The organism is Dehalococcoidia bacterium (genome assembly GCA_035528575.1).
GTDB lineage: Bacteria > Chloroflexota > Dehalococcoidia > E44-bin15 > E44-bin15 > DATKYK01.
In genome coordinates, this window is sequence record DATKYK010000028.1 from 37,965 (window position 1) to 60,067 (window position 22,103).

The 22,103-nt window shown below is 50.7% G+C and carries 27 protein-coding genes, 1 tRNA gene and 1 other RNA gene; 27 read left to right on the forward strand and 2 right to left on the reverse strand.

Going from position 1 to position 22,103, the window contains the following annotated elements; translation table 11 throughout:
- Positions 1–11 precede the first annotated feature (11 nt).
- The 6 genes from VMX96_06480 (at position 12) to VMX96_06505 (ending at position 5,306) form a co-directional block, all read left to right on the forward strand.
- On the forward strand, positions 12–1,184 hold the full coding sequence (locus VMX96_06480; GenBank protein ID HUU63547.1) for an LL-diaminopimelate aminotransferase: 1,173 nt from the start codon (positions 12–14) through the stop codon (positions 1,182–1,184).
- 58 nt (positions 1,185–1,242) lie between these two features.
- Positions 1,243–2,310, forward strand: a complete 1,068-nt coding sequence (hflX, locus tag VMX96_06485) for a GTPase HflX (protein ID HUU63548.1) — start codon at positions 1,243–1,245, stop codon at positions 2,308–2,310.
- A 517-nt stretch (positions 2,311–2,827) separates the two neighbouring features.
- A complete protein-coding gene (locus tag VMX96_06490) occupies positions 2,828–3,970 on the forward strand; it encodes a S41 family peptidase (GenBank protein ID HUU63549.1) in 1,143 nt (380 codons plus the stop codon).
- A 240-nt stretch (positions 3,971–4,210) separates the two neighbouring features.
- Positions 4,211–4,666 (forward strand): SsrA-binding protein SmpB, encoded by a 456-nt coding sequence (gene smpB / locus VMX96_06495; protein HUU63550.1) that lies wholly within the window; start codon positions 4,211–4,213, stop codon positions 4,664–4,666.
- A 47-nt stretch (positions 4,667–4,713) separates the two neighbouring features.
- Positions 4,714–5,055: a transfer-messenger RNA gene (ssrA, locus tag VMX96_06500) on the forward strand.
- 187 nt (positions 5,056–5,242) lie between these two features.
- Positions 5,243–5,306, forward strand: a tRNA-Ser gene (locus VMX96_06505).
- An 81-nt stretch (positions 5,307–5,387) separates the two neighbouring features.
- On the opposite strand, the gene VMX96_06510 is transcribed toward VMX96_06505, so the two are convergent.
- Positions 5,388–6,071 (reverse strand): hypothetical protein, encoded by a 684-nt coding sequence (locus VMX96_06510; protein ID HUU63551.1) that lies wholly within the window; start codon positions 6,069–6,071, stop codon positions 5,388–5,390.
- Positions 6,072–6,551: 480 nt separating this feature from the next.
- Positions 6,552–7,643 (reverse strand): phosphotransferase, encoded by a 1,092-nt coding sequence (locus tag VMX96_06515; GenBank protein ID HUU63552.1) that lies wholly within the window; start codon positions 7,641–7,643, stop codon positions 6,552–6,554.
- A gap of 512 nt (positions 7,644–8,155) precedes the next feature.
- Between VMX96_06515 and VMX96_06520 the strand changes: the two genes are divergently transcribed.
- The 21 genes from VMX96_06520 to VMX96_06620 all read left to right on the forward strand — a co-directional run bounded on the left by VMX96_06520 (position 8,156) and on the right by VMX96_06620 (position 22,049).
- Positions 8,156–9,385 (forward strand): acetyl-CoA C-acetyltransferase, encoded by a 1,230-nt coding sequence (locus VMX96_06520; protein HUU63553.1) that lies wholly within the window; start codon positions 8,156–8,158, stop codon positions 9,383–9,385.
- A gap of 24 nt (positions 9,386–9,409) precedes the next feature.
- A complete protein-coding gene (locus VMX96_06525; protein HUU63554.1) occupies positions 9,410–10,633 on the forward strand; it encodes an acyl-CoA dehydrogenase family protein in 1,224 nt (407 codons plus the stop codon).
- Positions 10,634–11,083: 450 nt separating this feature from the next.
- Complete coding sequence (locus VMX96_06530; protein HUU63555.1) at positions 11,084–12,193, forward strand: zinc-binding dehydrogenase; 1,110 nt, start codon at positions 11,084–11,086, stop codon at positions 12,191–12,193.
- A 541-nt stretch (positions 12,194–12,734) separates the two neighbouring features.
- Positions 12,735–13,205, forward strand: a complete 471-nt coding sequence (locus VMX96_06535) for a DUF134 domain-containing protein (protein HUU63556.1) — start codon at positions 12,735–12,737, stop codon at positions 13,203–13,205.
- On the forward strand, positions 13,162–13,656 hold the full coding sequence (locus VMX96_06540; protein ID HUU63557.1) for a 4Fe-4S binding protein: 495 nt from the start codon (positions 13,162–13,164) through the stop codon (positions 13,654–13,656). The genes VMX96_06535 and VMX96_06540 overlap by 44 nt, the downstream gene beginning before the upstream one ends.
- An 80-nt stretch (positions 13,657–13,736) precedes the next feature.
- Positions 13,737–14,051, forward strand: a complete 315-nt coding sequence (locus tag VMX96_06545; protein ID HUU63558.1) for a DUF5320 domain-containing protein — start codon at positions 13,737–13,739, stop codon at positions 14,049–14,051.
- Positions 14,052–14,073: 22 nt separating this feature from the next.
- Positions 14,074–14,397 carry an rRNA methyltransferase gene (locus VMX96_06550; GenBank protein HUU63559.1) on the forward strand — a complete coding sequence of 108 codons (324 nt, stop codon included), beginning with the start codon at positions 14,074–14,076 and terminating at the stop codon, positions 14,395–14,397.
- A 16-nt stretch (positions 14,398–14,413) separates the two neighbouring features.
- Positions 14,414–14,992: a NifB/NifX family molybdenum-iron cluster-binding protein gene (locus tag VMX96_06555; protein HUU63560.1), complete on the forward strand. Its 579-nt coding sequence runs from the start codon at positions 14,414–14,416 to the stop codon at positions 14,990–14,992.
- A gap of 11 nt (positions 14,993–15,003) precedes the next feature.
- On the forward strand, positions 15,004–15,207 hold the full coding sequence (locus VMX96_06560; protein ID HUU63561.1) for a zinc ribbon domain-containing protein: 204 nt from the start codon (positions 15,004–15,006) through the stop codon (positions 15,205–15,207).
- Positions 15,208–15,218: 11 nt separating this feature from the next.
- Positions 15,219–15,380 (forward strand): histidine kinase, encoded by a 162-nt coding sequence (locus VMX96_06565; GenBank protein ID HUU63562.1) that lies wholly within the window; start codon positions 15,219–15,221, stop codon positions 15,378–15,380.
- Positions 15,381–15,624: 244 nt separating this feature from the next.
- Positions 15,625–16,485, forward strand: coding sequence for an ATP-binding protein (locus VMX96_06570; GenBank protein HUU63563.1), 861 nt, complete (start codon positions 15,625–15,627; stop codon positions 16,483–16,485).
- The gene (locus VMX96_06575) at positions 16,485–16,703 is read left to right on the forward strand and encodes a hypothetical protein (protein HUU63564.1); all 219 of its coding nucleotides are present in this window, start codon (positions 16,485–16,487) and stop codon (positions 16,701–16,703) included. The genes VMX96_06570 and VMX96_06575 overlap by 1 nt, the downstream gene beginning before the upstream one ends.
- Positions 16,700–17,560: a 4Fe-4S binding protein gene (locus tag VMX96_06580; GenBank protein HUU63565.1), complete on the forward strand. Its 861-nt coding sequence runs from the start codon at positions 16,700–16,702 to the stop codon at positions 17,558–17,560. Before VMX96_06575 ends, VMX96_06580 begins: the two co-directional genes overlap by 4 nt.
- A gap of 51 nt (positions 17,561–17,611) precedes the next feature.
- Positions 17,612–17,950, forward strand: a complete 339-nt coding sequence (locus VMX96_06585) for a NifB/NifX family molybdenum-iron cluster-binding protein (GenBank protein ID HUU63566.1) — start codon at positions 17,612–17,614, stop codon at positions 17,948–17,950.
- 68 nt (positions 17,951–18,018) lie between these two features.
- Complete coding sequence (locus VMX96_06590) at positions 18,019–18,255, forward strand: zinc ribbon domain-containing protein (protein HUU63567.1); 237 nt, start codon at positions 18,019–18,021, stop codon at positions 18,253–18,255.
- A gap of 1 nt (position 18,256) precedes the next feature.
- The gene (locus VMX96_06595; protein ID HUU63568.1) at positions 18,257–18,547 is read left to right on the forward strand and encodes a hypothetical protein; all 291 of its coding nucleotides are present in this window, start codon (positions 18,257–18,259) and stop codon (positions 18,545–18,547) included.
- Between the two features lie 22 nt (positions 18,548–18,569).
- Complete coding sequence (locus VMX96_06600) at positions 18,570–18,968, forward strand: NifB/NifX family molybdenum-iron cluster-binding protein (GenBank protein HUU63569.1); 399 nt, start codon at positions 18,570–18,572, stop codon at positions 18,966–18,968.
- 26 nt (positions 18,969–18,994) lie between these two features.
- Entirely contained in the window at positions 18,995–19,999 is a 1,005-nt protein-coding gene (locus tag VMX96_06605) for an Mrp/NBP35 family ATP-binding protein (protein ID HUU63570.1), read from the forward strand.
- Between the two features lie 25 nt (positions 20,000–20,024).
- Positions 20,025–20,477, forward strand: coding sequence for an iron-sulfur cluster assembly scaffold protein (locus tag VMX96_06610; GenBank protein HUU63571.1), 453 nt, complete (start codon positions 20,025–20,027; stop codon positions 20,475–20,477).
- Positions 20,478–20,607: 130 nt separating this feature from the next.
- Positions 20,608–21,375 carry a radical SAM protein gene (locus VMX96_06615; protein HUU63572.1) on the forward strand — a complete coding sequence of 256 codons (768 nt, stop codon included), beginning with the start codon at positions 20,608–20,610 and terminating at the stop codon, positions 21,373–21,375.
- Positions 21,376–21,629: 254 nt separating this feature from the next.
- Positions 21,630–22,049 (forward strand): hypothetical protein, encoded by a 420-nt coding sequence (locus VMX96_06620; protein HUU63573.1) that lies wholly within the window; start codon positions 21,630–21,632, stop codon positions 22,047–22,049.
- The last annotated feature ends 54 nt before the right edge of the window (positions 22,050–22,103 follow it).

The window sequence follows — 22,103 nt, forward strand, 5'->3', positions numbered from 1 at the left end:
AGTTCGATAAAATGAGAACCGCCAAGCGCATTGAGAAACTGCCGCCCTACCTTTTCGTCACTATTTCCAAGAAGATAGCAGAGAAGCGGGCTCAGGGGGAGGATGTGATAACCCTAGCAGTGGGTGACCCGGATATCCCCACCCCCAGGCATGTCATCGAGCGGTTGTGCCAGGCAGCTCAGGACCCACAAAATCATCGCTACCCCGAGTCAGAGGGACTTCCCCAGTTCCGAAATGCCATTGCCCAATGGTATGAAAAAAGATTCGGCGTGACCCTCGAACCCGATAGGGAGATACTTCCTCTAATCGGCTCGAAGGAGGGCATCGGGCATATAGCACTTTGCCTCATCGACCCCGGGGATATCGCCCTGGTCCCCGACCCAGCCTATCCGGTTTACTCCATAGGGACCATGTTCGCCGGCGGTTCTTCATACTATATGCCGCTTACCGAAGATAACGAATTTTTACCCGATTTGGACCGCATTCCGGCGGAAATTGCCCGAAGAGCGAAAATACTCTGGATCAACTATCCCAACAACCCTACGGCGGCGGTGGCAGATCATGAATTCTTCGAGCGGGTGGTCGCCTTTGCCAGAAAATATGACATCGCTGTCTGCCATGATGCACCCTATACTGAGGTGGCCTTCGACGGCTACCGCCCGGTGAGCTTTCTCGAGGCCCATGGGGCCATAGAGACGGGGGTGGAATTTCACTCCCTATCCAAGAGCTACAATATGACCGGCTGGAGAGTGGGTATGATGGTAGGAAATGCGGGGATAATCGATGCACTGAGGAGGGTAAAGTCTAACCTCGATTCGGGGATTCCCCAGGCGATCCAGCAAGCCGCCATCGAGGCACTAACCGGGCCGCAGGATTGTGTGACGGAACATAATACGATATATAAGCGCCGCCGCGATCGCTTGCTACAGACACTTAACCAAATAGGACTAGAGGCCAGACCCCCCAGCGCCAGCCTATACATCTGGGCCAGGGTTCCTGTTGGATATACCTCGCTGGAATTCGCCACCTCGCTACTCGAGGATGCTGGGGTAGTGGTTACCCCGGGCATCAGCTACGGAAAGTACGGGGAGGGCTACATCCGACTCTCCCTGACCGTTCCCGACCAGCGCCTGGAGGAAGCCCTAGCGCGGCTCCGGGCGTGGCACAAGCAGGATTTGACATAAGGAGATAGCTATCGCCAGGAATACCTCTCCCACCCGGCCATCAATTGAGCGAGCCTTTTTGGTAGGAGTAGAGGAAAAGGGGGCCAGAAATACCTGGTCTGTGGAGGACTCCCTTGAGGAGCTGGCCCTACTGGCAGTTACCGCCGGTGCTAAGGTGGTGGGGGCACTGGTGCAACGCCTGCAAAGGCCAACGCCTGCCTATTATCTTGGCAAAGGAAAATTGGAGGAGCTCGCCGCGCTCAGGGAGGAGGTAGGGTATGACGTGATCCTTCTAGACGATGAGCTCTCACCGACACAACAGAGAAATCTGGAACAGGCTCTCGAGGTCAAGATCATTGACCGCACCGCCCTAATCCTGGACATCTTTGCCAAGCGAGCCCGGACCCACGAGGGGAGCCTTCAGGTGGAACTGGCACAGCATGAGTATCTCCTACCTCGCCTGGTGGGACAATGGAGCCACCTGGAGCGTCTCGGCGGTGGCATAGGCACCAGGGGACCTGGCGAGTCACAATTGGAGACCGATCGGCGCCTCATCCGCCAGAAGATCCACCGACTCCAAAAGGAGATCGAGGGGGTGAGGAAGCATCGTGCCCTTTATAGGCGTCAGCGCACCCAGAAAGGCATACAATTTGTAGCCTTAATAGGTTATACCAATTCGGGAAAGAGCACCCTGATGAACTCGCTGAGTTCTGCCGGTGTATTTGTCGAGGACAAGCTCTTCGCCACCCTCGACCCGACCACCAGGAGGCTAACCCTCCCCAGCACAAAGGAGGTTCTGATCACCGATACTGTAGGCTTTATTCAGAAGCTACCCCACATGTTGGTGGCCGCCTTTAGAGCTACCCTGGAGGAACTTGAGGAGGCCTCCCTGCTCCTACACATCATCGACATAACGCATAAAAATGCTGTGGAGCAGAGCGTAACGGTAGAGAAGATACTCGCCGAGCTGGGGTTAGGGGAAAAACCAAGGCTCTCTGTCCTCAATAAGGTGGATCTCCTCGTCCCAAGCGAGGATGATATCGGCGAATTCGCGAGATCGATACCGGACAGAGAGTCAGTAATGATCTCGGCAGCTAAGGGATGGGGTCTACGCGAATTACTGGAGAGGATCGAGCAGATGCTATAGAGAAGTGGTTCGCACAATAGCTATTATGTAATATAGTATATGTTGTGTAGTTAAATTGTTGACATAATATCTCATTTTTTATAACGCCTCCAAGAATTTTTTTTGGTACAATTTTTCATTGACTTTTAATCATGCAGTAACTGACATCTTCCCCTTGTCCGTAAAACATCACCCAGGCTTAGCAGGAATAAGCATCACGTCGCCGCAGTAACTTCCTTATAAAGCGACCATGCTCACTATTTGTAACACGGACTCCCTGAGTTGCGACCCACGAGATATTATTACTGGTAAGGCCTTTCTGAGGTAGTAGCTTGACATGTAGTCTCGGTTTCCTGAGCAACTTCATATATAACAGTAGAAATGAGCCCAGCAATAATGCCACCTAGTATAGTCAAGAATATATTCATGCTGCCTCCTTGCCATTGTTGGAGGGGGGAGACTATAATTATAGCACATGGCAGCTTTCTGCCATGAACCGGTGATGTTCGGAGCGAATATGAACAATAGGCGAAGTCTAATGCCCACCCTACTGGTACTGGTACTAATCGTCCTCTCCTTTGGAGCAGGCTTTGCCTATTCCCAGTTGCTGTACACCACACCAGAACTTCCTGATGAGTTCAACGCCTTAAGGGATACTTGGAATATACTGACAAATGATTATGTCAACAATGAGGCTCTCGACCCTGAAGAGCTAAGCAAAGGGGCTATTGAGGGGATGCTCGATGCTTTGGGCGACCCCTATACCTCCTATATAGAAAACTACGATTTAGCGGTGAGCGATCTACAGGGCTCCTTCGAGGGCATCGGGGCGGTCATTTCTGTAGAGAATAGCGAGCTGACCGTGGTCTCCCCTATCGCCGGCGGTCCAGCGGAGCGGCAAGGGGTGAGGAGTGGCGACAAGATCCTGAAGGTCGACGGCGAGCCTACCTCGAATATGAGCCTGATGGAGGCGGTACTAAAGATACGGGGTGAAAAGGGTAGCACGGTAACCCTGCTTATACTGCACCAGGATGAGAACACGCCGGTGGAGATCGAGATCATCAGAGAGGAGATCATGATTGACAGCGTTTACCTGGATATGCTTCCCGACGATATCGCCCACCTCCAGATAACCTACTTCGCTGAGACAACTCCAGGTGAGTTCACCACGGCTCTAAATAATGCTCTGCAAAGCGACGCGTTGGGTATTATCCTCGACCTCAGGGGCAACTCCGGCGGTTACCTTTACGTCGTGGCAGATGTAGCCAGCGAGTTTCTCGACGGCGGCATCGTCCTATATGAAGCCGATAACGCTGGGGATATAATAGATGAGTGGACGGCAAGCACAGGTGGACTGGCTACCGATATGCCCCTTGTTGTTCTTATCGATGGCGGCAGTGCTAGTGGCAGCGAGGTGCTCGCCGGTGCGCTTCAGGATCATGGCCGCGCCACGCTCATTGGCACCAAAACATTTGGTAAGGGCAGTGTTAATGTCCTTCACAAGCTTAGCGACAACTCAGCGCTTTATATAACCACCGCCCGGTGGTTGACCCCGAACCGTTACCTGATAGAGGGGAAAGGAATCACACCGGATATTGAGGTGGAAATCACCGAAGAAGACATCTCCAGCGGGCTGGATCCGCAACTGGAATCTGCCATCGAGTATCTTCAGGATCAATGATAGAGGGCGCCGATACGATTTTTCTATCCTCTGTGACGCTTGGCAGTTTTTCCTTAAGAGCGAAATAATCAAGGCTAAGCTACAATAATCGCAAGCAGTATATTAGTTACCCATTACTATAAGCTATAGCTCTATCCCATAATGGCGAAGGAACATTCTGGGAGCAACCCCCCTACTGCGTCAAGATAAACTGTTACCGAAATGCTTTTAAAACACTTGCTATGTGTGGTAAAATATAATATGAAGACAATCAGCTTTAATCGCAAAGCATACCATGACTATACCATTCTGGAAAGCGTTGAGGCCGGTATTGTCCTTACCGGAACTGAGATTAAGTCGGTTCGAGCGGGACGGGTAAACATCCGCGATGCATATGCCCATCCCCAGGGCGGTGAGTTATGGTTATTCAATGCTCACATTGCCCGATATGAAGCGAGCAGCCGCGACAATCACGAACCGACACGCCCGAGGAAGCTTTTACTTCACCGAAGGCAAATCAATGAGCTTGCCGGTAAGGTGACGCAAAAGGGCTTCACAATAGTGCCCTTAAAGCTGTACATTAAAAATGGAGTCGCCAAGCTAGAACTGGGCCTGGCCACAGGAAAGAAGCGTTATGACAAACGCGAATCCATGGCCAGCCGCCAGGCAGAGCGTGACATGGAGCGCGCTATGAAGCTGGCGAAGCAGAGGTTTTAACATATTTTGGTGACTCTTAATAAGATTCCCTGATGAAGCAAGAAAATGGGGACGAGTGGCTTCGACAGGGGAGGAGCGCTACGGGATTGCAGGCCGAGGTGCCATTAATCTCGCTAAACAAGTGGCAACAAAGTAACTGACGAATACGTCTACGCTAGCTAAGCGAGGCACGTTCCTCCAACCTCCCTCGATGGGCTGGGGAGAGCGACGAGCAGTCGAGGTGCGGCAATCCAGACGTCGATAAGGGTGGTCAAAGAGATTATCGACTGGCTCAATTGTACTCGGCCGGCAGAGTACGTTGTGTGAGAGCAAAGAGCCGACTAAGCCTGTAGCACATCCTGTAGGAACCTTTTCTGGACGGGGAGTTCGACCCTCCCCCGTCTCCACCAATGACAATAAATAGAAACGCTAGCCTTTTACCGCTAGCGTTTCTATTTATTTGGAGATTATGCAAATTTGACGGACCCTCGATCTCCCCGTCTAAATCACACCGAAATTCCCTTTCTTCATCAATATTTAGAAACCAAGGATAGAGAGCCAATTGCCATCTCAACAAAATAACGTCCTTGAAACTGAGTCAGGGTGTCTGCCTGTCGAGCTCATAACCCGAAGGTCGTTGGTTCGAATCCAACCCCTGCTGGCAAGGGAATGTAAAAAGGCAGGGTGTTTCTATTAAAAGATTACCCTGCCTTTTTGTTCGCACTGGGAGTGTGAGAGCGTTTTACGTAGTAGGTACTCCCTCTTGGACAGATGCCTTTCCCGAGCTACTAACTGCATGATAGAGTGAAGCGAATGCGAGACTTACCCACATAATCGATATTATGATTCCTACACAGCAGCAGAGCAGCCCGGCGATACAGATAGGAATTGACAACAAGCCGATAAGGAACACTTTCCACGCATGCCCACCTGTCATTCGCCAACTCTCCTCAATCGCTTCCATTACCGCCATTTTTCTGTCTACCACGAGGTAGGGTGTGAAGGCTAACTTACAGGCAAATATTATTCCTGGTACTATTAAAAGCACAAACCCAATACCGATGATAACACCAACTAGTAGACTCGCCAAAACAGCATTCCAGTAGTTACGAAAGGCTTCAAACATATCTTTTATCTCAAGCTTGTCCCCCCTCGCTGCCTTAAGATAGGCAAATGTTACACCATATTGCACTGGCCCATTAACTAAAATACTGTAGACAAATGCAAGAAAGCTTAATATACCCACGGCAGCAGCACCCTGTGCCCATCCATACATTCCGGTGGGGATGCCAATGATGAAGCCAATGATACCTATTACGAACAGCACTAGGAAATACTTCCAGAGTTGTCGCCATCCGTTCGCATAGGCCGAACCTACCCCCGGTGCCAGGGTAACAGAGTTCTTTTGGACGTTATTATTCTGCATATCGACAGCCCTCCTATTAGTCTTTCTCCGGTACGAAAAACTCCTGCATGGTTAATACTGTAGCTGATGATTTCAAGAACTATATATCACGATGGTAGGCTTGTCAATATGGCGCCATTCGTTGGTTCGAAACCAACCCCCGCTACCAAGAAAATGGGAGATCAAAGAAGCGATTGATTGGTCAAGGCTACTTAAACACCACTGCCAAGGCCCGCCGCTCTCGAAGGTTATGGAATATAATTTCGGTAGGAGGGAGATGGGACCTCCCCCTTCTCCACCAATATTATGTCAAGCAGCACTGGCTATTCGTAGCTGGCGCTTTTTCATTCAGTTAAGATTTTCATGACATTTACATCATGTTATTGGTAGGCATAAGACCAGGACTTTTGACATGATGATAGTAGTTAGGGTTCAGAGTTTTGTGTATATAGAGAGATTCAAACAGGTTTTCCCTGAGGATAGATTGCGTCTTCCTCGAGTTCAGTGCCCAATGGCTTTTAATGTTTCCAGATCCTGCGCTGCCGTTACCAGTCGTTCTATATTTGCTGCAGTTATTTGCTGCCCGTAGTTGATAGGTGGCGTTATCAACCATCCAATTACCAGCCCCCATATCACAGCACGCCTGTACATTTCCCAGGCTGATTTAAAATCTGGCGGCGAAGTCACACCATTCTGTTTCAACTCTGCCAGGTATAACTCAATGAATTCGCGCTCATGTTTCCGGCGCACTTCTGTATCCAGCCCTGTAATCAATAAGTAGGTTAAATCATGGGCCCAGCATCCCCTGATCATCAGCTGCCAATCCAGTAGTCCAGCCTTCCCGTCAGGCAGGACGTAGGTGTTTCCGATATGTGGATCACCATGTAACAAGGTCGTCGGCTCTTGCTCTAGAAGTTGTTGAACTTTCCAAAGTTTGGACCAAAGAGCTTTTATAGTTGTACGCAACGAACTAATAAGTTCAACTTTGAATTCATCTTTCGCCATACGCCTTTCCAGATATTCAAATCCTTTAAGCTTGAATACTTGAGACATACCTCCACTACAAGGGGTAGACAGCCAATTGAGATCAGTTAATAAACGTGGACTCATCCAAAATTGTGCATGTAGTGAGGCTAGGGTTTTTACGAGATACGTAATCACGGAAAGACTGATCGGTATGGTGGCATTAGGAAAACGAGCACCGCGTACCCTTAGGTCCTCCAAAATCACGCCAAATTGCCCGGTTTGCTCGTCGAATGCGCTTCCATAACTCTGCGGTGTTTCGATATCCAGAGAAGACCGTATCTTCTGGTAGAATCTGACCTCATTTAGATACATCACGTCTGGCGCATGGGGGAACATCAGCATGGTTTTAATCACAACGCGGTCTGGCAGATCGCACTGACAACCAGGTGCATATTCGAGGTTCATAACCACTCTATCCGCTGTAGAGACAATCCCCTCACCGAATTGTTTAATTTCGATGATGTCAAATCCCCTTATCTTGACTCCGGGCCTTTGCTCTGCAAGTAACCCAGTGAGTAACTCAGGGGTAATGTCTTCTACTCTTGAGGGAAATACAGTTGTTTTCATGAATCTAGCCTGATTAGACCTTAATGATATTACTATGGCCACATTATAGTATAATTATTCGTCTCAGTCTCCCAAATTACTATATCTTTCTTGCATTCTAACCAGTCAAATGGCATGGTTACAAGTGAATCCATGTATATAAAAAGGCTGATATCATGATCAGAAGGCAGTGATTCGTGATTTTGTATCTACAGAGGACTAAAAGCGGTTTGGACACCCCAACTTGGTGAATGACGAACAATTTTCTTCTTAAGTATCACGGAACATCATTGCTAGAGCATGATGTTCAGCTAATCGATTGAGGATTGTACGGGGAGACGTAGTTCGACCCTCCCCCGTCTCCACCATTATGTAAAGAAGCGTCAGCTATTTAAGGCTGGCGTTTTTATTATTTATATGCGGAAGGGTTGCAAAATATATTGTTCCCAAGTATTGTATATTGTGAGTTCATAGATAATATGCTATAAACCGGGGTACATGGAGTAGATAAGAAGGCCCTTGGAGCAAGAGAAATGAGAGAGGAGGCAGTTTCAATGGAGGAAGCGGTCATAGTTGATTATCTGAGGTCCCCCTTTTCCAGGGCGAGACCCGGGGAGCCGGAGAGGGATATATTTAATAGCTTGAGAATGGATGATGTGGCTGCAATGCTGGTTAAGGAGCTCATCAAGCGAACAGGCGTCAAGCCAGAAGAAATAAGTGATGTTCTAGTGGGAACCGCAATGCCCATGGGTGAACAGTGGGTCTATGGGGGAAGAATGATTACCTTCCTGGCAGGCCTGCCGTTTACTGTCCCAGCCCAGCAGATAGACCGGCAGTGTGGCTCCTCAATGTCCACCATCCACCAGGGAGCCATGGAAATAATGCTCGGATATTCAGACCTGGTTATCTCCTGCGGAATTGAACACATGACGCATAATCCCATGCTTGCTCCCGGCGTTGACCTTAGTAAAATTATGATATCACCGAACTCCAGGCTCTTTACCGAGAAGGAGTATAAGAAATATGATATCTGGACGAGCGTTCAAATGGGGCTCACCGCGGAAAAGCTGTTTGAACAGACAGACTTCAGCAGAGAAGACATGGATAATTGGGCGCTTGGAAGTCACCAAAAGGCCGCGAAAGCACTTGAAGAGGGGTTTTTCACAGGGGAGATAATGCCAGTCGAAGTAACGATGCCAGATGGTACGAAGAAGGTCATTGACCATGATGTAAGCATCAGGCCAGATACGTCCCTGGAGGCACTTGCCGATCTAGAGCCGCCTTTTAAGCCGGATGGCCAGATAACTGCAGGAAACTCCGCTCCTATGAATGATGCTGCTACTGCGATGATTATAATGTCAAGAGAAAAGGCGAAGGAATACAGGCTTAAGCCCTTGGCGAAGATCGTATCGATGGGGTGGGCAGGTGTGGACCCGACCCTCATGGGATTAGGCCCCATCCCTGCGAGCAGGATAGCTCTAAAGCGTGCAGGTCTGGATGTGAAAGATATTGATTTCTGGGAGATCAACGAGGCATTTGCCATGGTGGCCATTAACACTATAGAAGAGATGGGCATCGATCCAGCCAAGGTAAACGTGAAAGGTGGAGCAATAGCAATTGGGCACCCTTTGGGGGCAACAGGGACACGGCTTGTGGGTACGCTGGCCCGGATACTTGCCTGGGAGAATGGCAGACTCGGGCTTGCAACCGCATGCGTTGGCGGAGGGCAGGGTATTGCGACTATAATTGAGAGGGAATCGTAAATTTACAGTTAAGGAGGAAAGGCAATGGATTTCGAATTTACAGAAGAGGAAAAGATGTTCAGGGAGAGCCTGCGAGATCTTCTGGAGCGGGAGTTTGCCCCAATAGTTAATGAAATGGATCGGAAGGGTCCCCTTACCAGAGAAGAGGCAATTGAGGTGATGCAAAAGTTTAAAAAGATAGGGATTGGCCTTGACCCGGAGGGCTCCAGAGAGTTAATCGGCAATCCTATGCTATTCGCCATATTTGCCGAGGAAGTTGGTGGAGTATGGCCAAGCATACTGCCACTTTTTGGCATGGGGGCTATTCCGGCGATGTTTATCCCGGTGGCCTCAGAGGCTGTCAGAAGCAGGTTGTTGCCAAGGCTCGAGAGCGGTGAGTTCATCGGGTGCTTCGCCGAAACGGAGCCGGAGGCAGGGTGTGATACATCAAACCTCAAGACCACAGCCGTTTTAGACGGAGATCACTACATTATCAATGGAAGTAAAACCTGGATAAGCAATGCAACGATTGCCGATACAGCGTTTGTTGCTGCAATAGATGCAACAACAGGTAAAGAGACTTTCTTTATAGTAGAAAAGGAGATATCTCCGTGGGAGACAAATGAGTTGCATAAGATAGGTTGGAGAGCCTCACCCACTGGCGAGATGTTTTTCGAAGATTGCAGGGTTCCAAAAGAGAATGAGATGGGAGCCATAATGGGTGAAGCCTTTAAGCTTGGCCCCAAAATGAAGAAGGTCTTGCCGGTATCGGACGGGTTTATGAAACTGTTAAGTACGATGTCTCCAGTTACGGCGTTACTCACCACGCCAAGAGCTGGAATGGGATTGGTATCAGTCGGAATAGCTCAGGCAGCTCTGGATGCTTCAATAAACTATGCGAGGGAAAGGAAGCAATTCGGCAAGCCTATTGGTAAGTTCCAGTTGATTCAAGAGATGCTTTATGAGATGAGCGTCTTAACCGAGACAGCCAGACTCCTCGGATATAAAGCTATTGATGCAATCGTCAAGGGGGATCCAGACGCCAGGAGACTCTCATCGATGGCTAAGGTGTATGGAGGTGAGGCTGCCGTTAAGGTGACATATAATGCAATACAGATTCATGGGGGCATGGGGCTTTCGGATGAGATGCCACTAGAGCGATACTTCAGAGATGCCAGAATAATGACGATTCCTGATGGCACCAGCGAGATGATGAAGTTGATAACCGGCTATACGCTGCTGGGTAAAGGATTCTCAGCATATGCCTGAGCACCATACCCTAGCTAAGTGGCTGGTAACTTCAAATATATGAGACTGCTGAAAAAGAGCTGCCCCGACGTATCGGGGCAGCTTTAAAAAGTCCCCCAAGATTGGGGGATTAGGGGGGTTCATAAAGAATTCTAAATGTCATTGCGAGCGCAGCGTGGCAATCCCAGTGTTGCAATCCCAACGCACCCCCCTGTCCTTGCGACCCTTTCCTGTCACTGCGTCCCTTTCCCGTCATTCCCGCCTCCCTTCTGTCATTCCCACGCAGGCGGGAATCCAAGGGAGTCCAGAGGGATTTCCCTCTGGTGGGGGTCTGGGGGTGTCCCCCAGCTGTAAAAAGTCCCCCAAGATTGGGGGATTAGGGGGTTGATTGAGACTATTTCGGCAATCTCTAATTGTTAAACAAATCGTTATCTGAAATAGCAAGTATTTAGAGAAAAAGGAGATTCTTCTGTGATTGAGAAAGGGAGAGCAGCAGTTTATTGTGGCCTGGGCCATCCCTTTGAGATCAAGGAATACCCCGTGCCCGAACCCGAGCCAGGGGCTATCCTTATCAAGGTGTCAAGAGCCAATATATGTGGCTCAGACCTTCATATGTGGCGTGGTGACATCGACCTCGCTGCCCTGGGAGCACCGCTACCGGCAATCATCGGCCACGAGATGACAGGCACCGTAGCCAAGCTGGGTGAGAGCGTCACCACCGACTCGGCGGGCCAGCCCCTGGCAGTGGGGGATCGGGTAGTTCACCGCTATTTCTACCCCTGCGGGCGTTGCCGGGCGTGCCTGAAGGGAAACGACGGCGCGTGCCTTATTGCCCCCCTCACTTATATTAGCCCCTGCGAGCAGCCCCCTCACTTCCTGGGCGTTTATGCCGAGTACTTCTACCTGCGCCCCAATCACACCGTTTTTAAAGTGCCTGACGACCTCACCGACGAGATGGTGGCTCCAGCAAACTGCGCCCTATCCCAGGTTATCTATGGCCTGGGGAAAGTGGGGTTCGGCTTCGGGGAGACCATCGTCATTCAGGGGGCGGGAGGCCTGGGCATATATGCAACCGCTGTGGCCAGGGACATGGGTGCGGAGAAGATCATCGTCATCGATGGCATCGATGAGCGCTTGAGGTTGGCAAAGGCCTTCGGCGCCGATGAGCTGATCGACTTGAGGGAGCTTAAGACCCCAATGGAACGGTCGCTAAGGGTAAAGGAGCTAACCGGAGGTTGGGGAGCGGATGTCGTCGCCGAACTCGTGGGCTTCCCCCAGGTTATCCCTGAGGGCATAGACATGTTAGGTAACGGCGGTCGCTACCTGGAGATGGGCAACGTCACCTTTGGAATGACCTATGAGGCTGACCCCTCCAAGCTGGTGACAGGAAACAAGAGCATAGTGGGTGTCATGCTATATGGGCCCTATGCCTTGAAGCAGGCCCTCGACTTCCTCAGCCGAACCAAGGATAAATACCCCTTCGACAAGATACTCTCTCGTTCCTATCCTCTGGAGGAGATCAACAGGGCCTTTGAGGAGCAGGATAAGGGACTGGTCACCAGGGCTACCATCATCCCCTAGGAGCCCATCGCACCAATTCCTTTTTTCACGCAGCCACACATTGACCGGGCAGTCCACCCTAAAGAGGATGGACGCAGCATTCGGTATCTGGGATTTTACCAAGCCGTAGTAAGGGGCTCAGCCTCAGTGGTTATAACCCCTTCCATCATCACATCGGCTACCTCATCATCGGAGAACCAACCAATCTCGCTCAAGACATACTGATTGTCCTGTCCCAAACATGGACCAGGCCTTTCTTCACTACCCCTGCCTGAAGCCCGGACTACTGCAACACCGTCATTAACTGCTCGCCACTCAGCTCAAATTCCATCTCTCATCCATTAAAAATATTTTTACAATTTTGATGCTAGGTCGACAACTTCCTAGGCCTCTCCGGAGTATTTCGACAGAATGCATCTCGACCCACCATCAGAAATTATCGGGCTTCAATTTAGCTTGAGGCGATCTTTATAAATGGCACAGGGAATTGACAATTTATCAGCATTTTGTTATTATAATAATGGACATAGGTTCATTACTATAATACGGAGTGGAGGATTTTATGCCTAGACCACCCAAATGGCGTCGAGTCGGTTCCATACCGGAAGTAACTTTCTTCAAGCCAGCGGGAATTCCAATGATACATTTGGAGGAGATACGCCTTTCAATAGAGGAAGCAGAAGCGATACGTCTGAAGGATTTGGAAGGCCTTGAGCAAGAAGAGTGTGCTCAGAAGATGCTGATATCACGCCCTACCTTTCATAGGGTGCTCGGATCCGCCAGGAAGAAGCTGGCAGACGCTCTGCTCAATGGCAAAGCTATTAGGATCGAGGGTGGTAATTTCGAGATGGCGATGCGACGCTTCAAATGCGGTAATGATGGCAAGGAATGGGATGTCCCCTTTGAGAACATAGTGTCCGGACAAATTCAGGTTTGTCCCAGTTGTGATAACCCGAATGTATATCCTGTCCATGCCCCGGGCTTCGGCTTTGCCGGCAGGAGAGGCCGGCGTCGGATGGGAGAGATGTTGTAGCGACATGTTTCATGTAGATTTAGATAAGTGCAATGGATGCGGCGCCTGCGTCGATGTTTGCTCCCAGGTGGCAATAAGCATCAGGGACGGCAAGGCCGCAATCGATCATATATGCTGTATTGAATGCGGCATGTGCTTCTCGGTATGTGCTGCGGGTGCCATTCAGGAGGCGGTACCGCAGGCCGCTGGAATGTATCGAGGATTAGATACTAACCTAGAAGAGAGGGAGGTGAGCAATATGCTTGCGAGAGGATGGTTTGGCAGAAGCAGAAGCTTTGGCATGGGCAGAGGCCTAGGCATGGGCAGAGGCCTAGGCATGGGCAGAGGCTTTGGCATGGGCAGAGGCTTGGGCATGGGTAGAGGCCTAGGCATGGGCAGAGGCCTAGGCATGGGCAGAGGCTTTGGTATGGGTAGAGGCTTTGGCATGGGCAGAGGCTTGGGCAGGTATTAAGCTGTCCGCTAAGAAGAGGCCTGGAAAATAACCGGGAGATTAGTTAAAGAGTTCGTAGAATTCAAGGAGGGAGGTAAGTGATGCCTGGATTTGACGGAACAGGACCACGAGGAATGGGCCCAATGACCGGAGGGGGTAGAGGTTTGTGCAGCTCCTGGGGAGGAGGGGCATCTTTCAGGCGCGGGATTGTCCAGCCTTACCCTAGAGTTCCCTATGCTCCATATTGGGGATTTGGGTCTATGCCCTACAGGTCAACTGCGCCGTGGGCGGCACCATTCGAGCCCCAGATAACCCGTGAGCAGGAGCTTGACTTCTTGAAGAAAAAGGCTCAGGCAACAAGGGAGCAACTGGAGCAGATCGAGTCCAGAATAAAAGGGCTCACCGCCGAAGAGTAACCTCGTAAAGAGGAGGTGTTTTATGCCAAACGGCTTTGGTTATAGAGGGGGGTGGGGTTTTGGATTCAGGGGAAGCTCTCCTCCCTGGCCCTACATTGGCCTGGGTAGGGGCGGACTCCCCAGGTGCGGGTACTTCCCTGCTGGAACACCGGTGGCACCCGGTTACGCCCCCTACTATGGAGCAGCTTGGGATATGCCCTATGCGGCCACACAAGGGACTACACCCTTCGCCCCGCAGATGACCCGTGAGCAGGAGCTTGACTTCCTGAGGAATGAGGCGGAGGCGGTGAGTGAGAACCTGGGGCAGATCGAAGCCAGGATAAGCGAGCTGGAAGCAGAGGGATAATAAAGGGAGGTGATTCATGAAAATTGCGGTTTCAGCGACAGGACCCGGCCTCGACGCCGAGGTTGACCCGAGATTCGGCCGTTGCCAGTACCTTATCGCTGCCGACACGGATACGATGGAGTTCGAGGCCACCGAGAATACCAATATCATGGCCGGTGGTGGCGCTGGGATCTCCACCGCCCAGACGGTAGCTAATATGGGCGTTCAGGTGGTGCTCACCGGTAATTGTGGCCCCAATGCCTATCAAACCCTCTCCGCAGCCGGGATCCAGGTGATAACCGGTGTTAGCGGTACTGTGAGACAGGCCATCGAGGGCTACAAAGAGGGAAGGTTTCAGGCGTTATCCGCGCCCAGTGTAGACGCGCATTTCGGAATGGGTGGCGGAATGGGCGGTAGCGGACGTGGCATGGGAATGGGAGGCGGTGGTGGACGTGGCATGGGAATGGGCATGGGTATGGCTCCAGCAGAGCCAATCCCCCAGCCGCAGAGCCCCGAGCAGGAGATGGAGATACTCAAGGGCCAGACCGAGATGCTGAACCAGCAGCTGGAAGCGATCCAGCAACGCATCGCGGAGCTGGATAAAAAGGGTAGCTAAGGAGGCAGATTGTGCCATTCTACGAATACCACTGTACCCAATGTGACGAGAGGTTTGAGGTTCGCCAGGCCATGGGCGAGGATGGCTCCAAGCTGAACTGTCCCAGGTGTAAGGCGGGAAATCCTCAAAGGCTCATCTCGACCTTTTCCAGTCCTGGTGCCAGTGGCTCGGCTGGTATGGGTGATAGCTGCAGCACGTTCAGCGGCAGCACCTGAGGGACAGGTAGATGACCTCGGAGAGAGTCAAAGAGCTGGAAGAGCAAATAGCAGACCTTAAGCATCGCTGGCCTCCCCACTCGGTTCCGCCACAGATGCTTGAGCGGCTCGATGAACTGGAGGAAGCCCTTAGGGAAGCCAAGAAGGCTGAGGGCCAAGGACAGTTGCGTTAATAGAAATACTGGAGGTGTTATTATGCCTGGGGGAGATGGAACAGGGCCGCCCGGTGGGGGTGGCCCGGGAACAGGAAGAGGCTTAGGTAGAGGCAGGGGTAGGATGGGGGGTGCACGAGCTGGCGCTGGCCCAGGAGGGAATTGTGTGTGCCCCAGTTGCGGTGCTACGACCCAACACCAAGTAGGGATACCCTGCTACAGCATAAGCTGCCCCAAGTGTGGCACCAATATGGTGAGGGGCTAGTTGATAATCTCCGTCGCCAGTGGTAAAGGGGGTACCGGCAAGACCCTAATCGCCACCAGCCTCGCACTGTCCCTGGAGAGTGACCTGCAGTTCCTCGACTGCGATGTTGAGGAGCCTAACGCCCATATATTCCTTAAGCCTGTTATAGATTGCCAGGAGTCAGTAAAAATCCCCGTACCTAATGTTGATGAGACCACATGCACATTCTGTGGCAAATGCGCTGAGGTTTGCGCCTTTAACGCTATCGCTGTTTTACCCAAGAAGGTGCTGGTGTTTCCAGAACTGTGCCATGGGTGTGGTGCCTGCTACTACCTGTGCCCAGAAGGTGCTATCAATGAGATAGGAAGGCCTGTTGGCATAGTGGAAACGGGTCATTCGGGACAGATTGAGTTCATCCACGGTAAGCTAAGCGTTGGCGAGGCGATGGCGCCGCCTATTATCAGGAAAGTAAAGGCTCATATCGACCGGCAGAAGACCGTGATCATAGATGTCCCTCCGGGAACTTCGTGTCCAGTGGTAGAGGCAGTACGTGGGAGCGATTTCTGCCTGCTGGTAACCGAGCCCACGCCCTTTGGCCTTAATGACTTGGCCTTAGCGGTTGAGGTCATGAGGAAGCTAAGTATACCCTGTGGAATAGTAATTAATCGCGAAGGGGTGGGAGACCGTAAGCTGGAGGATTACTGTAGCGAGGAGGGATTGCCCGTTCTGCTCCATATCCCGCTGGATATGGAGATCGCACGCCTTTATTCTCGAGGCGTTCCACTCGTAAAAGGTATGCCACAGTGGCAGCCGGCTTTCCAAGCTCTTTTCAAGAATATCTCTGAAATAGTATCGAAGCAATGTGCCAGGAGTAATGTCTGATGAATAGTATCAGTAGGGCAGGCCAAGAGTGGAGAGAAATTGGTATTAGTAGTGGGGATCATCTTAACAGAATGGTACAAATGTATGAAGAGCTAGGATTCGAAGTGAGCCTCGAGGAGGTTGAGAAGGTAGACCAGCAGTGTCTTGAATGCTATCAAAACAGAGGGGAAGTCGCTTATAGGCTTTATGTTAAATCAGAAGATAGGTTACACAGATGAAGGAACTTGTTGTATTGAGCGGTAAAGGGGGAACGGGGAAGACTACTATAGTTGCCTCCTTTGCCGCTTTAACAAAAGACAAGGTTCTAGTAGATTGCGATGTGGATGCTGCTGATCTTCATCTACTACTTCAGCCAGATGTTAAAAAAAGTGAGGAGTTTTGGAGTGGGAAGACTGCGGTCATTGATAAAAATTTCTGCACTGGCTGTGGCGTCTGTGAGCAGGTGTGCCGGTTTGATGCCATAGAGAATTTCAAGGTTGATCACATCCCTTGCGAGGGATGTGGCTTCTGTTTTCACGTCTGCCCCGAGAATACTATTAGGATGAAGGATAACCTCGCCGGACACTGGTTTATCTCCGAAACCAAATACGGCCCACTGGTCCATGCCAGGCTGGGGATCGCCCAGGATAATTCGGGAAAGCTGGTGGCGCTTGTCAGGCAGCAGGCCAAGGTCCTTGCACAGGAACAGGGCTTTAATTATATTCTCAGTGACGGACCGCCCGGCATCGGCTGTCCTGTCATCTCCTCGCTATCAGGAACCAACCTCGCGCTCCTCATAACTGAGCCCACTCTCTCGGGGATGCATGACCTTGAGCGGGTTCTCGGTGTATGCGGCCATTTTGGTGTTCCTGCCGTGGTTTGTATAAATAAATATGATATCAATGAGGAAAACGCAACCGGTATTGAGGAATTCTGCAGAGATATGGGTGTGGAGGTAATCTCGAAACTTCCGTTTGATAATGTCGTTACCGAGGCATTAGTTAAGGGATTACCAGTGGTGGAATACTCTACCAATGGGATTGCCCGAGAAGTAGAGTTGCTGTGGCAGAACATTTTTAGAGTGCTGGAAAATTAGATATAAATACCAAATATGAGTCTATAAAGATGCTTATAAGGAGGTTCGATTATGAGATATGCTCTACCCATGAGCAATGGCAAGGTATCCTCGCATTTTGGCCACTGTGAGCAATTCGCCTTGATCGATGTGGATGAAGCTGCTCGAAAGATCGTGAACAAAGAACTGGTTATTCCCCCAGAACACCAGCCAGGTGTGTTCCCTTCATGGCTGGCAGAAGAAGGAGTTAATATTGTCATAGCCGGTGGCATGGGCCCCAGGGCTCAGAACCTGTTCAGTGAGAACCGAATCGAGGTCGTTGTCGGGGCTGTGGGAGATGACCCGGAGGAGATTGTTCTAGCCCACCTTTACGGCACGTTGGCAACAGGCGATAACGTCTGCGATCATTAACATTGGTATTGGGCAACTAGGTATTAAGAAACTTTATTTGGACCACTCTAGAAATAAGGAGGACAATCATGCCGATTTATGACTATAGTTGTCGTGAATGTGGCAGGGTATCAGAGATGCTCGTGAGAACCTCTGAGGGTGAAGTAAGATGTCCCCATTGTGGCGGAGCCGATATGGAGCAGCTCGTTTCCGCCTCATACCGCATAAAAATGAATAAAGCGGAGCCGGGCACGACATGCTGCGGAAAAGAAGAGCGCTGTGAAACACCGCCGTGCTCCAGCGGTGAAGTTTGCAGGAGGAGGTGAAATGGACCCAATAGAAATTAAGCCATCATATTCCAGTATAGAAGTATCAGGAAAGTGCATTAAGTGCCTTACTGAGCAAAACCTTGGAAGTTGCCTCAAGGAACTTTTAAGGGGGGATATAGAGAACAAGGAAATCGGTGAGAAATATGAGGCTCTTGTAGCTTTCCTTAAATCACCCGTCTCAAGAAAGCTAAGCGATGTATGCGAAAGGTATCTTTCAGAGGGGAAGGAGGTAACGGCCAAAATATATTTCTGGAAGGGTAAACCAAAATACAAGATAACATTATCTTAGCCATATTTAAATGGAAAACGGTATGAAGATTGCCATTGCATCAGACGATGAAATGAACGTTAGCCAGCACTTTGGTCGGGCACCTTACTATGTAGTTTTCTCCGTCGATTCTGGAAAGATCACCGCTAAAGAGACCCGGTCTAAGGCTGGCCATCAGACCTTTGCTGCCCATGTGCCAGCGAAGCTAGCGGAGGGTGAGCGACATGGCTACGATGCCGGATCTCAATCCAGGCATGAGAGCATGGCGGAGGCAATCCGCGATTGCCAGGTATTGCTCGCCGGGGGCATGGGCTGGGGAGCTTATGAGGCTATACAGGGCTATAGCATTGAGACCATTGCCACTGATGTAGGAAATATCGACGAAGCGGTGGAGCTGTATGTTGCCGGCAAGCTCGACAACCTGATGGACCGTTTACACTAAAGTAATCTATGTAAAGGAGGATATGAATGCAGCAAGAGGAAGCAGTCAAAGAGGCCTTAAACCAGGTACTAATTCCCGGGATAGGACGAAGCTTAACCGGATTGAATATGATCCGGGCAATTAAGGTTAACAGTGATAGGCTGAAGGTAACCTTGGCGTCAACCGGCCTCAATACTAACACTCAGGAACACGTTCGAGATAAGGCAAGTAGTGCTCTCAAAGACTTACCTAAGATCAAGGGAATCGCTATAGAATTCGAAGAGGCAAAACCGCAGGACCTGAACCAAATAGATCACGTTATCGCAGTAATGAGTGGCAAGGGCGGCGTAGGCAAGTCGCTGGTTACCGGCCTTCTGGCTATTGGCCTGAACCGCCAGGGCTATGAGGTAGGGGTGTTGGATGCCGATATCACCGGCCCCAGCATCCCTAAGATGTTTGGCATCACCGCCCGTCCCGGTGGCAGCGATACAGGCATCCTGCCGGTGCTATCCAAGTCAGGTATTGAGATCATGTCCATTAACCTCCTCCTACCCCATGAGGACGATGCCGTTATCTGGCGGGGGCCCCTTATCGGCAAAGCGATCCAGCAGTTCTGGGAAGAGGTAGTGTGGGGGAAACTAGACTATCTTCTAGTCGATCTCCCTCCCGGCACCGCCGATGTCCCCCTCACGGTGATGCAGACATTACCCCTCTCTGGGGTAGTCATCGTCTTTACCCCGCAGGACCTAACGGCAATGGTGGTCAGAAAGGCGATGCATATGGCGCAGACGATGGATATACCCATTTTGGGGGTGGTAGAGAACATGAGCTATCTTGTTTCCCCAGACACCGGGAAAAGGATCGATATCTTTGGCAATACCAAGGGGGAGGAGATGGCACTGGCAGCAGGGGCACCACTTATAGAGCAACTGCCCCTGGACCCTGAGCTGGCCAGGCTTTGTGACGAGGGGAATATCGAGCATTACAACTCTAAAGGTGTAAATAACCTTGCCCAGGCTTTGCTTCAATCTACACCAATCAAGACAGTATGAAAGGGTCTCAAATCAGGGGCTATGGATGGATTCTGAATTCGAAGTGATGGAAGAGAACATCGCGGATAAGATGCGAAGCATTTACTCGGACACGGTCATCGATTATGCCATGAATCCGAGAAACGTGGGGAGTATACCCAATGCCGATGGTTTTGCCTGCGTAACCGGCCCCTGTGGAGATACTATGGAGATATGGCTCAGGGTTAAAGAGGACCGAATAAGGTATGCCACTTTCTGGACCGATGGCTGCGGGACCTCCATCGCCTGCGGCAGCATGACTACAGAACTGGTCAAAGGGAAGAGCATCGGCGAGGCTCTAGGGATTACCCAAAAGGACATCCTCAGTAGCCTGGGCGGGTTACCGGAGGAAAGCCAGCACTGCGCCCTGCTGGCATCAAACACCCTCAAGGCAGTTCTCAGGGACTATCTGGCTCTCAAGAATGAACCGTGGAAAAGGGCCTACCGCAACAATGTATGATCCGAGACAAAGCAGGATCGCATTAGAGTGGCTAACTTAAAGGAGATAGACAGAGCTCCGAGACTGCTGGGCCTGGGAAATGCAGCAACGCTTAAGGATATCAAGCGTGCCTATAGACTGAGGATTAGGCTTGATAAACTCCATTATCTACGGCCCCGTAGCCTCATGGCGACTGGGAAGGTCACTGGGTATCGACCTATTATCAACGGATGGCAAGACCTGCTCCTTCGATTGCATATATTGCCAACTGGGCAAGACCCTTTACCCCCTGGCGGAGCGAAGAGAGTTTGTGTCCCTCGATCGACTCGTTAACCAACTTGAGGCGCTTGGGGAAATAGAGGCTGACTTCGTCACATTCTCCGGAGTGGGAGAGCCCACCCTGGCCAGCAACCTCGCTCAAGCCATAGAGATAGCTAAATCCGTCCTACATCTGCCGGTGGCAGTGCTGACAAACTCCGCACTCATTCCCAAGTATGACGTGCGCCTTGACCTCACCGGGGCGGACGTGGTGGTAGCTAAAGTAGATGCCCCTGAAGAGGAGTTCTTCCGCAGGGTGAACAGACCTTACGGAGGCCATTCCATCGACGAGATAATTCAGGGCATCAAATTATTCAGGGAGAATTACCAAGGGAAGCTCGCTATCCAGATGATGTTCATCGAGGCAAATAGGCACTACGCGAGAGAAATGGCGGAAATCGCGATGGGCCTCTCACCCGATGAGGTTCAACTCAACACACCGCTGCGCCCCTGTGCGGTGAAACCACTGAGGCAGTATGCGATGGCTGCTGTTAAAGAAGAATTTGAGGGACTAAATGTGGTTCAGGTTTATGAGGCACCGTTACGCGAAGTGACACCCCTGAATTCTGCTGAGACAATTCGAAGAAGGCCTGAATCTTAATAAGGGTTGGCAGGGTTTACCCTCCACTGCCGGTTTTACGATAATTTTACCTGCAAATACGAGTTGTAAGTGGACTTAGCGGGGTGCCACGCCCAATAGTGTAGAGCCAAGCATATTGAAATGTTGACTTGCTTATAGCCTAGTGATAAAATACACAAAGAGGCAATTAAGTATCTATGGTTGTTGTTTCAAATCAAGCTGCCCTGACCCTATCTAAATATGGGGTTGGGGCTTTTTAAAGAAAGGAGGGGTCTATGGCAGTTGTGAAGCTCTTTAGAGATCCCCTCAGTGCAGCAAGGGCTACTGAGGAACTGAAATCACAGGGTTTTAAGGCGGAGGAGATCGGCATTCTGGTGAGCGATGTGGATAAGGCGAAAAAACTGGGCACCAAAGCCACCGATAAGATCGGGGCGGCGTTAACCAAGTTAGACCTGCCGGAGGATACCATCAGATACTATGAGTTTGGTGCCTCCATAGGCGGAGTCCTGATCAGCGTTCAAGCTGATGAGTCACGCCTTTCTCAGGCTCAAGAGATCCTGAGGAAAGCAGGTATTAAGGACGCCCCAAAAAAGGGAGAGATGTGGGCTTCAAGCCCGGCGTTCCCCGCAGCAGGAAGAATGACGGCGACCGACCCTATTGACGCCAAGATGACCGGCGATTTCCGAAAATACTAGATGCAGTTTTTAGGAGGGAAAAGTGTCTCGATTTATTGCAACTTCAGCTATCAG

What these genes read in the sequence shown, in the direction of transcription:
- VMX96_06480 (HUU63547.1), top strand. Translation starts at nt 12, where the DNA reads ATGAGAACCGCCAAGCGCATTGAGAAACTGCCGCCCTACCTTTTCGTC.
- VMX96_06490 (HUU63549.1), top strand. Translation starts at nt 2,828, where the DNA reads ATGCCCACCCTACTGGTACTGGTACTAATCGTCCTCTCCTTTGGAGCA.
- smpB (HUU63550.1), top strand. Translation starts at nt 4,211, where the DNA reads ATGAAGACAATCAGCTTTAATCGCAAAGCATACCATGACTATACCATT.
- VMX96_06510 (HUU63551.1), bottom strand. Translation starts at nt 6,071, where the DNA reads ATGCAGAATAATAACGTCCAAAAGAACTCTGTTACCCTGGCACCGGGG.
- VMX96_06515 (HUU63552.1), bottom strand. Translation starts at nt 7,643, where the DNA reads ATGAAAACAACTGTATTTCCCTCAAGAGTAGAAGACATTACCCCTGAG.
- VMX96_06520 (HUU63553.1), top strand. Translation starts at nt 8,156, where the DNA reads ATGAGAGAGGAGGCAGTTTCAATGGAGGAAGCGGTCATAGTTGATTAT.
- VMX96_06525 (HUU63554.1), top strand. Translation starts at nt 9,410, where the DNA reads ATGGATTTCGAATTTACAGAAGAGGAAAAGATGTTCAGGGAGAGCCTG.
- VMX96_06535 (HUU63556.1), top strand. Translation starts at nt 12,735, where the DNA reads ATGCCTAGACCACCCAAATGGCGTCGAGTCGGTTCCATACCGGAAGTA.
- VMX96_06545 (HUU63558.1), top strand. Translation starts at nt 13,737, where the DNA reads ATGCCTGGATTTGACGGAACAGGACCACGAGGAATGGGCCCAATGACC.
- VMX96_06550 (HUU63559.1), top strand. Translation starts at nt 14,074, where the DNA reads ATGCCAAACGGCTTTGGTTATAGAGGGGGGTGGGGTTTTGGATTCAGG.
- VMX96_06555 (HUU63560.1), top strand. Translation starts at nt 14,414, where the DNA reads ATGAAAATTGCGGTTTCAGCGACAGGACCCGGCCTCGACGCCGAGGTT.
- VMX96_06565 (HUU63562.1), top strand. Translation starts at nt 15,219, where the DNA reads ATGACCTCGGAGAGAGTCAAAGAGCTGGAAGAGCAAATAGCAGACCTT.
- VMX96_06575 (HUU63564.1), top strand. Translation starts at nt 16,485, where the DNA reads ATGAATAGTATCAGTAGGGCAGGCCAAGAGTGGAGAGAAATTGGTATT.
- VMX96_06580 (HUU63565.1), top strand. Translation starts at nt 16,700, where the DNA reads ATGAAGGAACTTGTTGTATTGAGCGGTAAAGGGGGAACGGGGAAGACT.
- VMX96_06585 (HUU63566.1), top strand. Translation starts at nt 17,612, where the DNA reads ATGAGATATGCTCTACCCATGAGCAATGGCAAGGTATCCTCGCATTTT.
- VMX96_06590 (HUU63567.1), top strand. Translation starts at nt 18,019, where the DNA reads ATGCCGATTTATGACTATAGTTGTCGTGAATGTGGCAGGGTATCAGAG.
- VMX96_06595 (HUU63568.1), top strand. Translation starts at nt 18,257, where the DNA reads ATGGACCCAATAGAAATTAAGCCATCATATTCCAGTATAGAAGTATCA.
- VMX96_06600 (HUU63569.1), top strand. Translation starts at nt 18,570, where the DNA reads ATGAAGATTGCCATTGCATCAGACGATGAAATGAACGTTAGCCAGCAC.
- VMX96_06605 (HUU63570.1), top strand. Translation starts at nt 18,995, where the DNA reads ATGCAGCAAGAGGAAGCAGTCAAAGAGGCCTTAAACCAGGTACTAATT.
- VMX96_06610 (HUU63571.1), top strand. Translation starts at nt 20,025, where the DNA reads ATGGATTCTGAATTCGAAGTGATGGAAGAGAACATCGCGGATAAGATG.
- VMX96_06620 (HUU63573.1), top strand. Translation starts at nt 21,630, where the DNA reads ATGGCAGTTGTGAAGCTCTTTAGAGATCCCCTCAGTGCAGCAAGGGCT.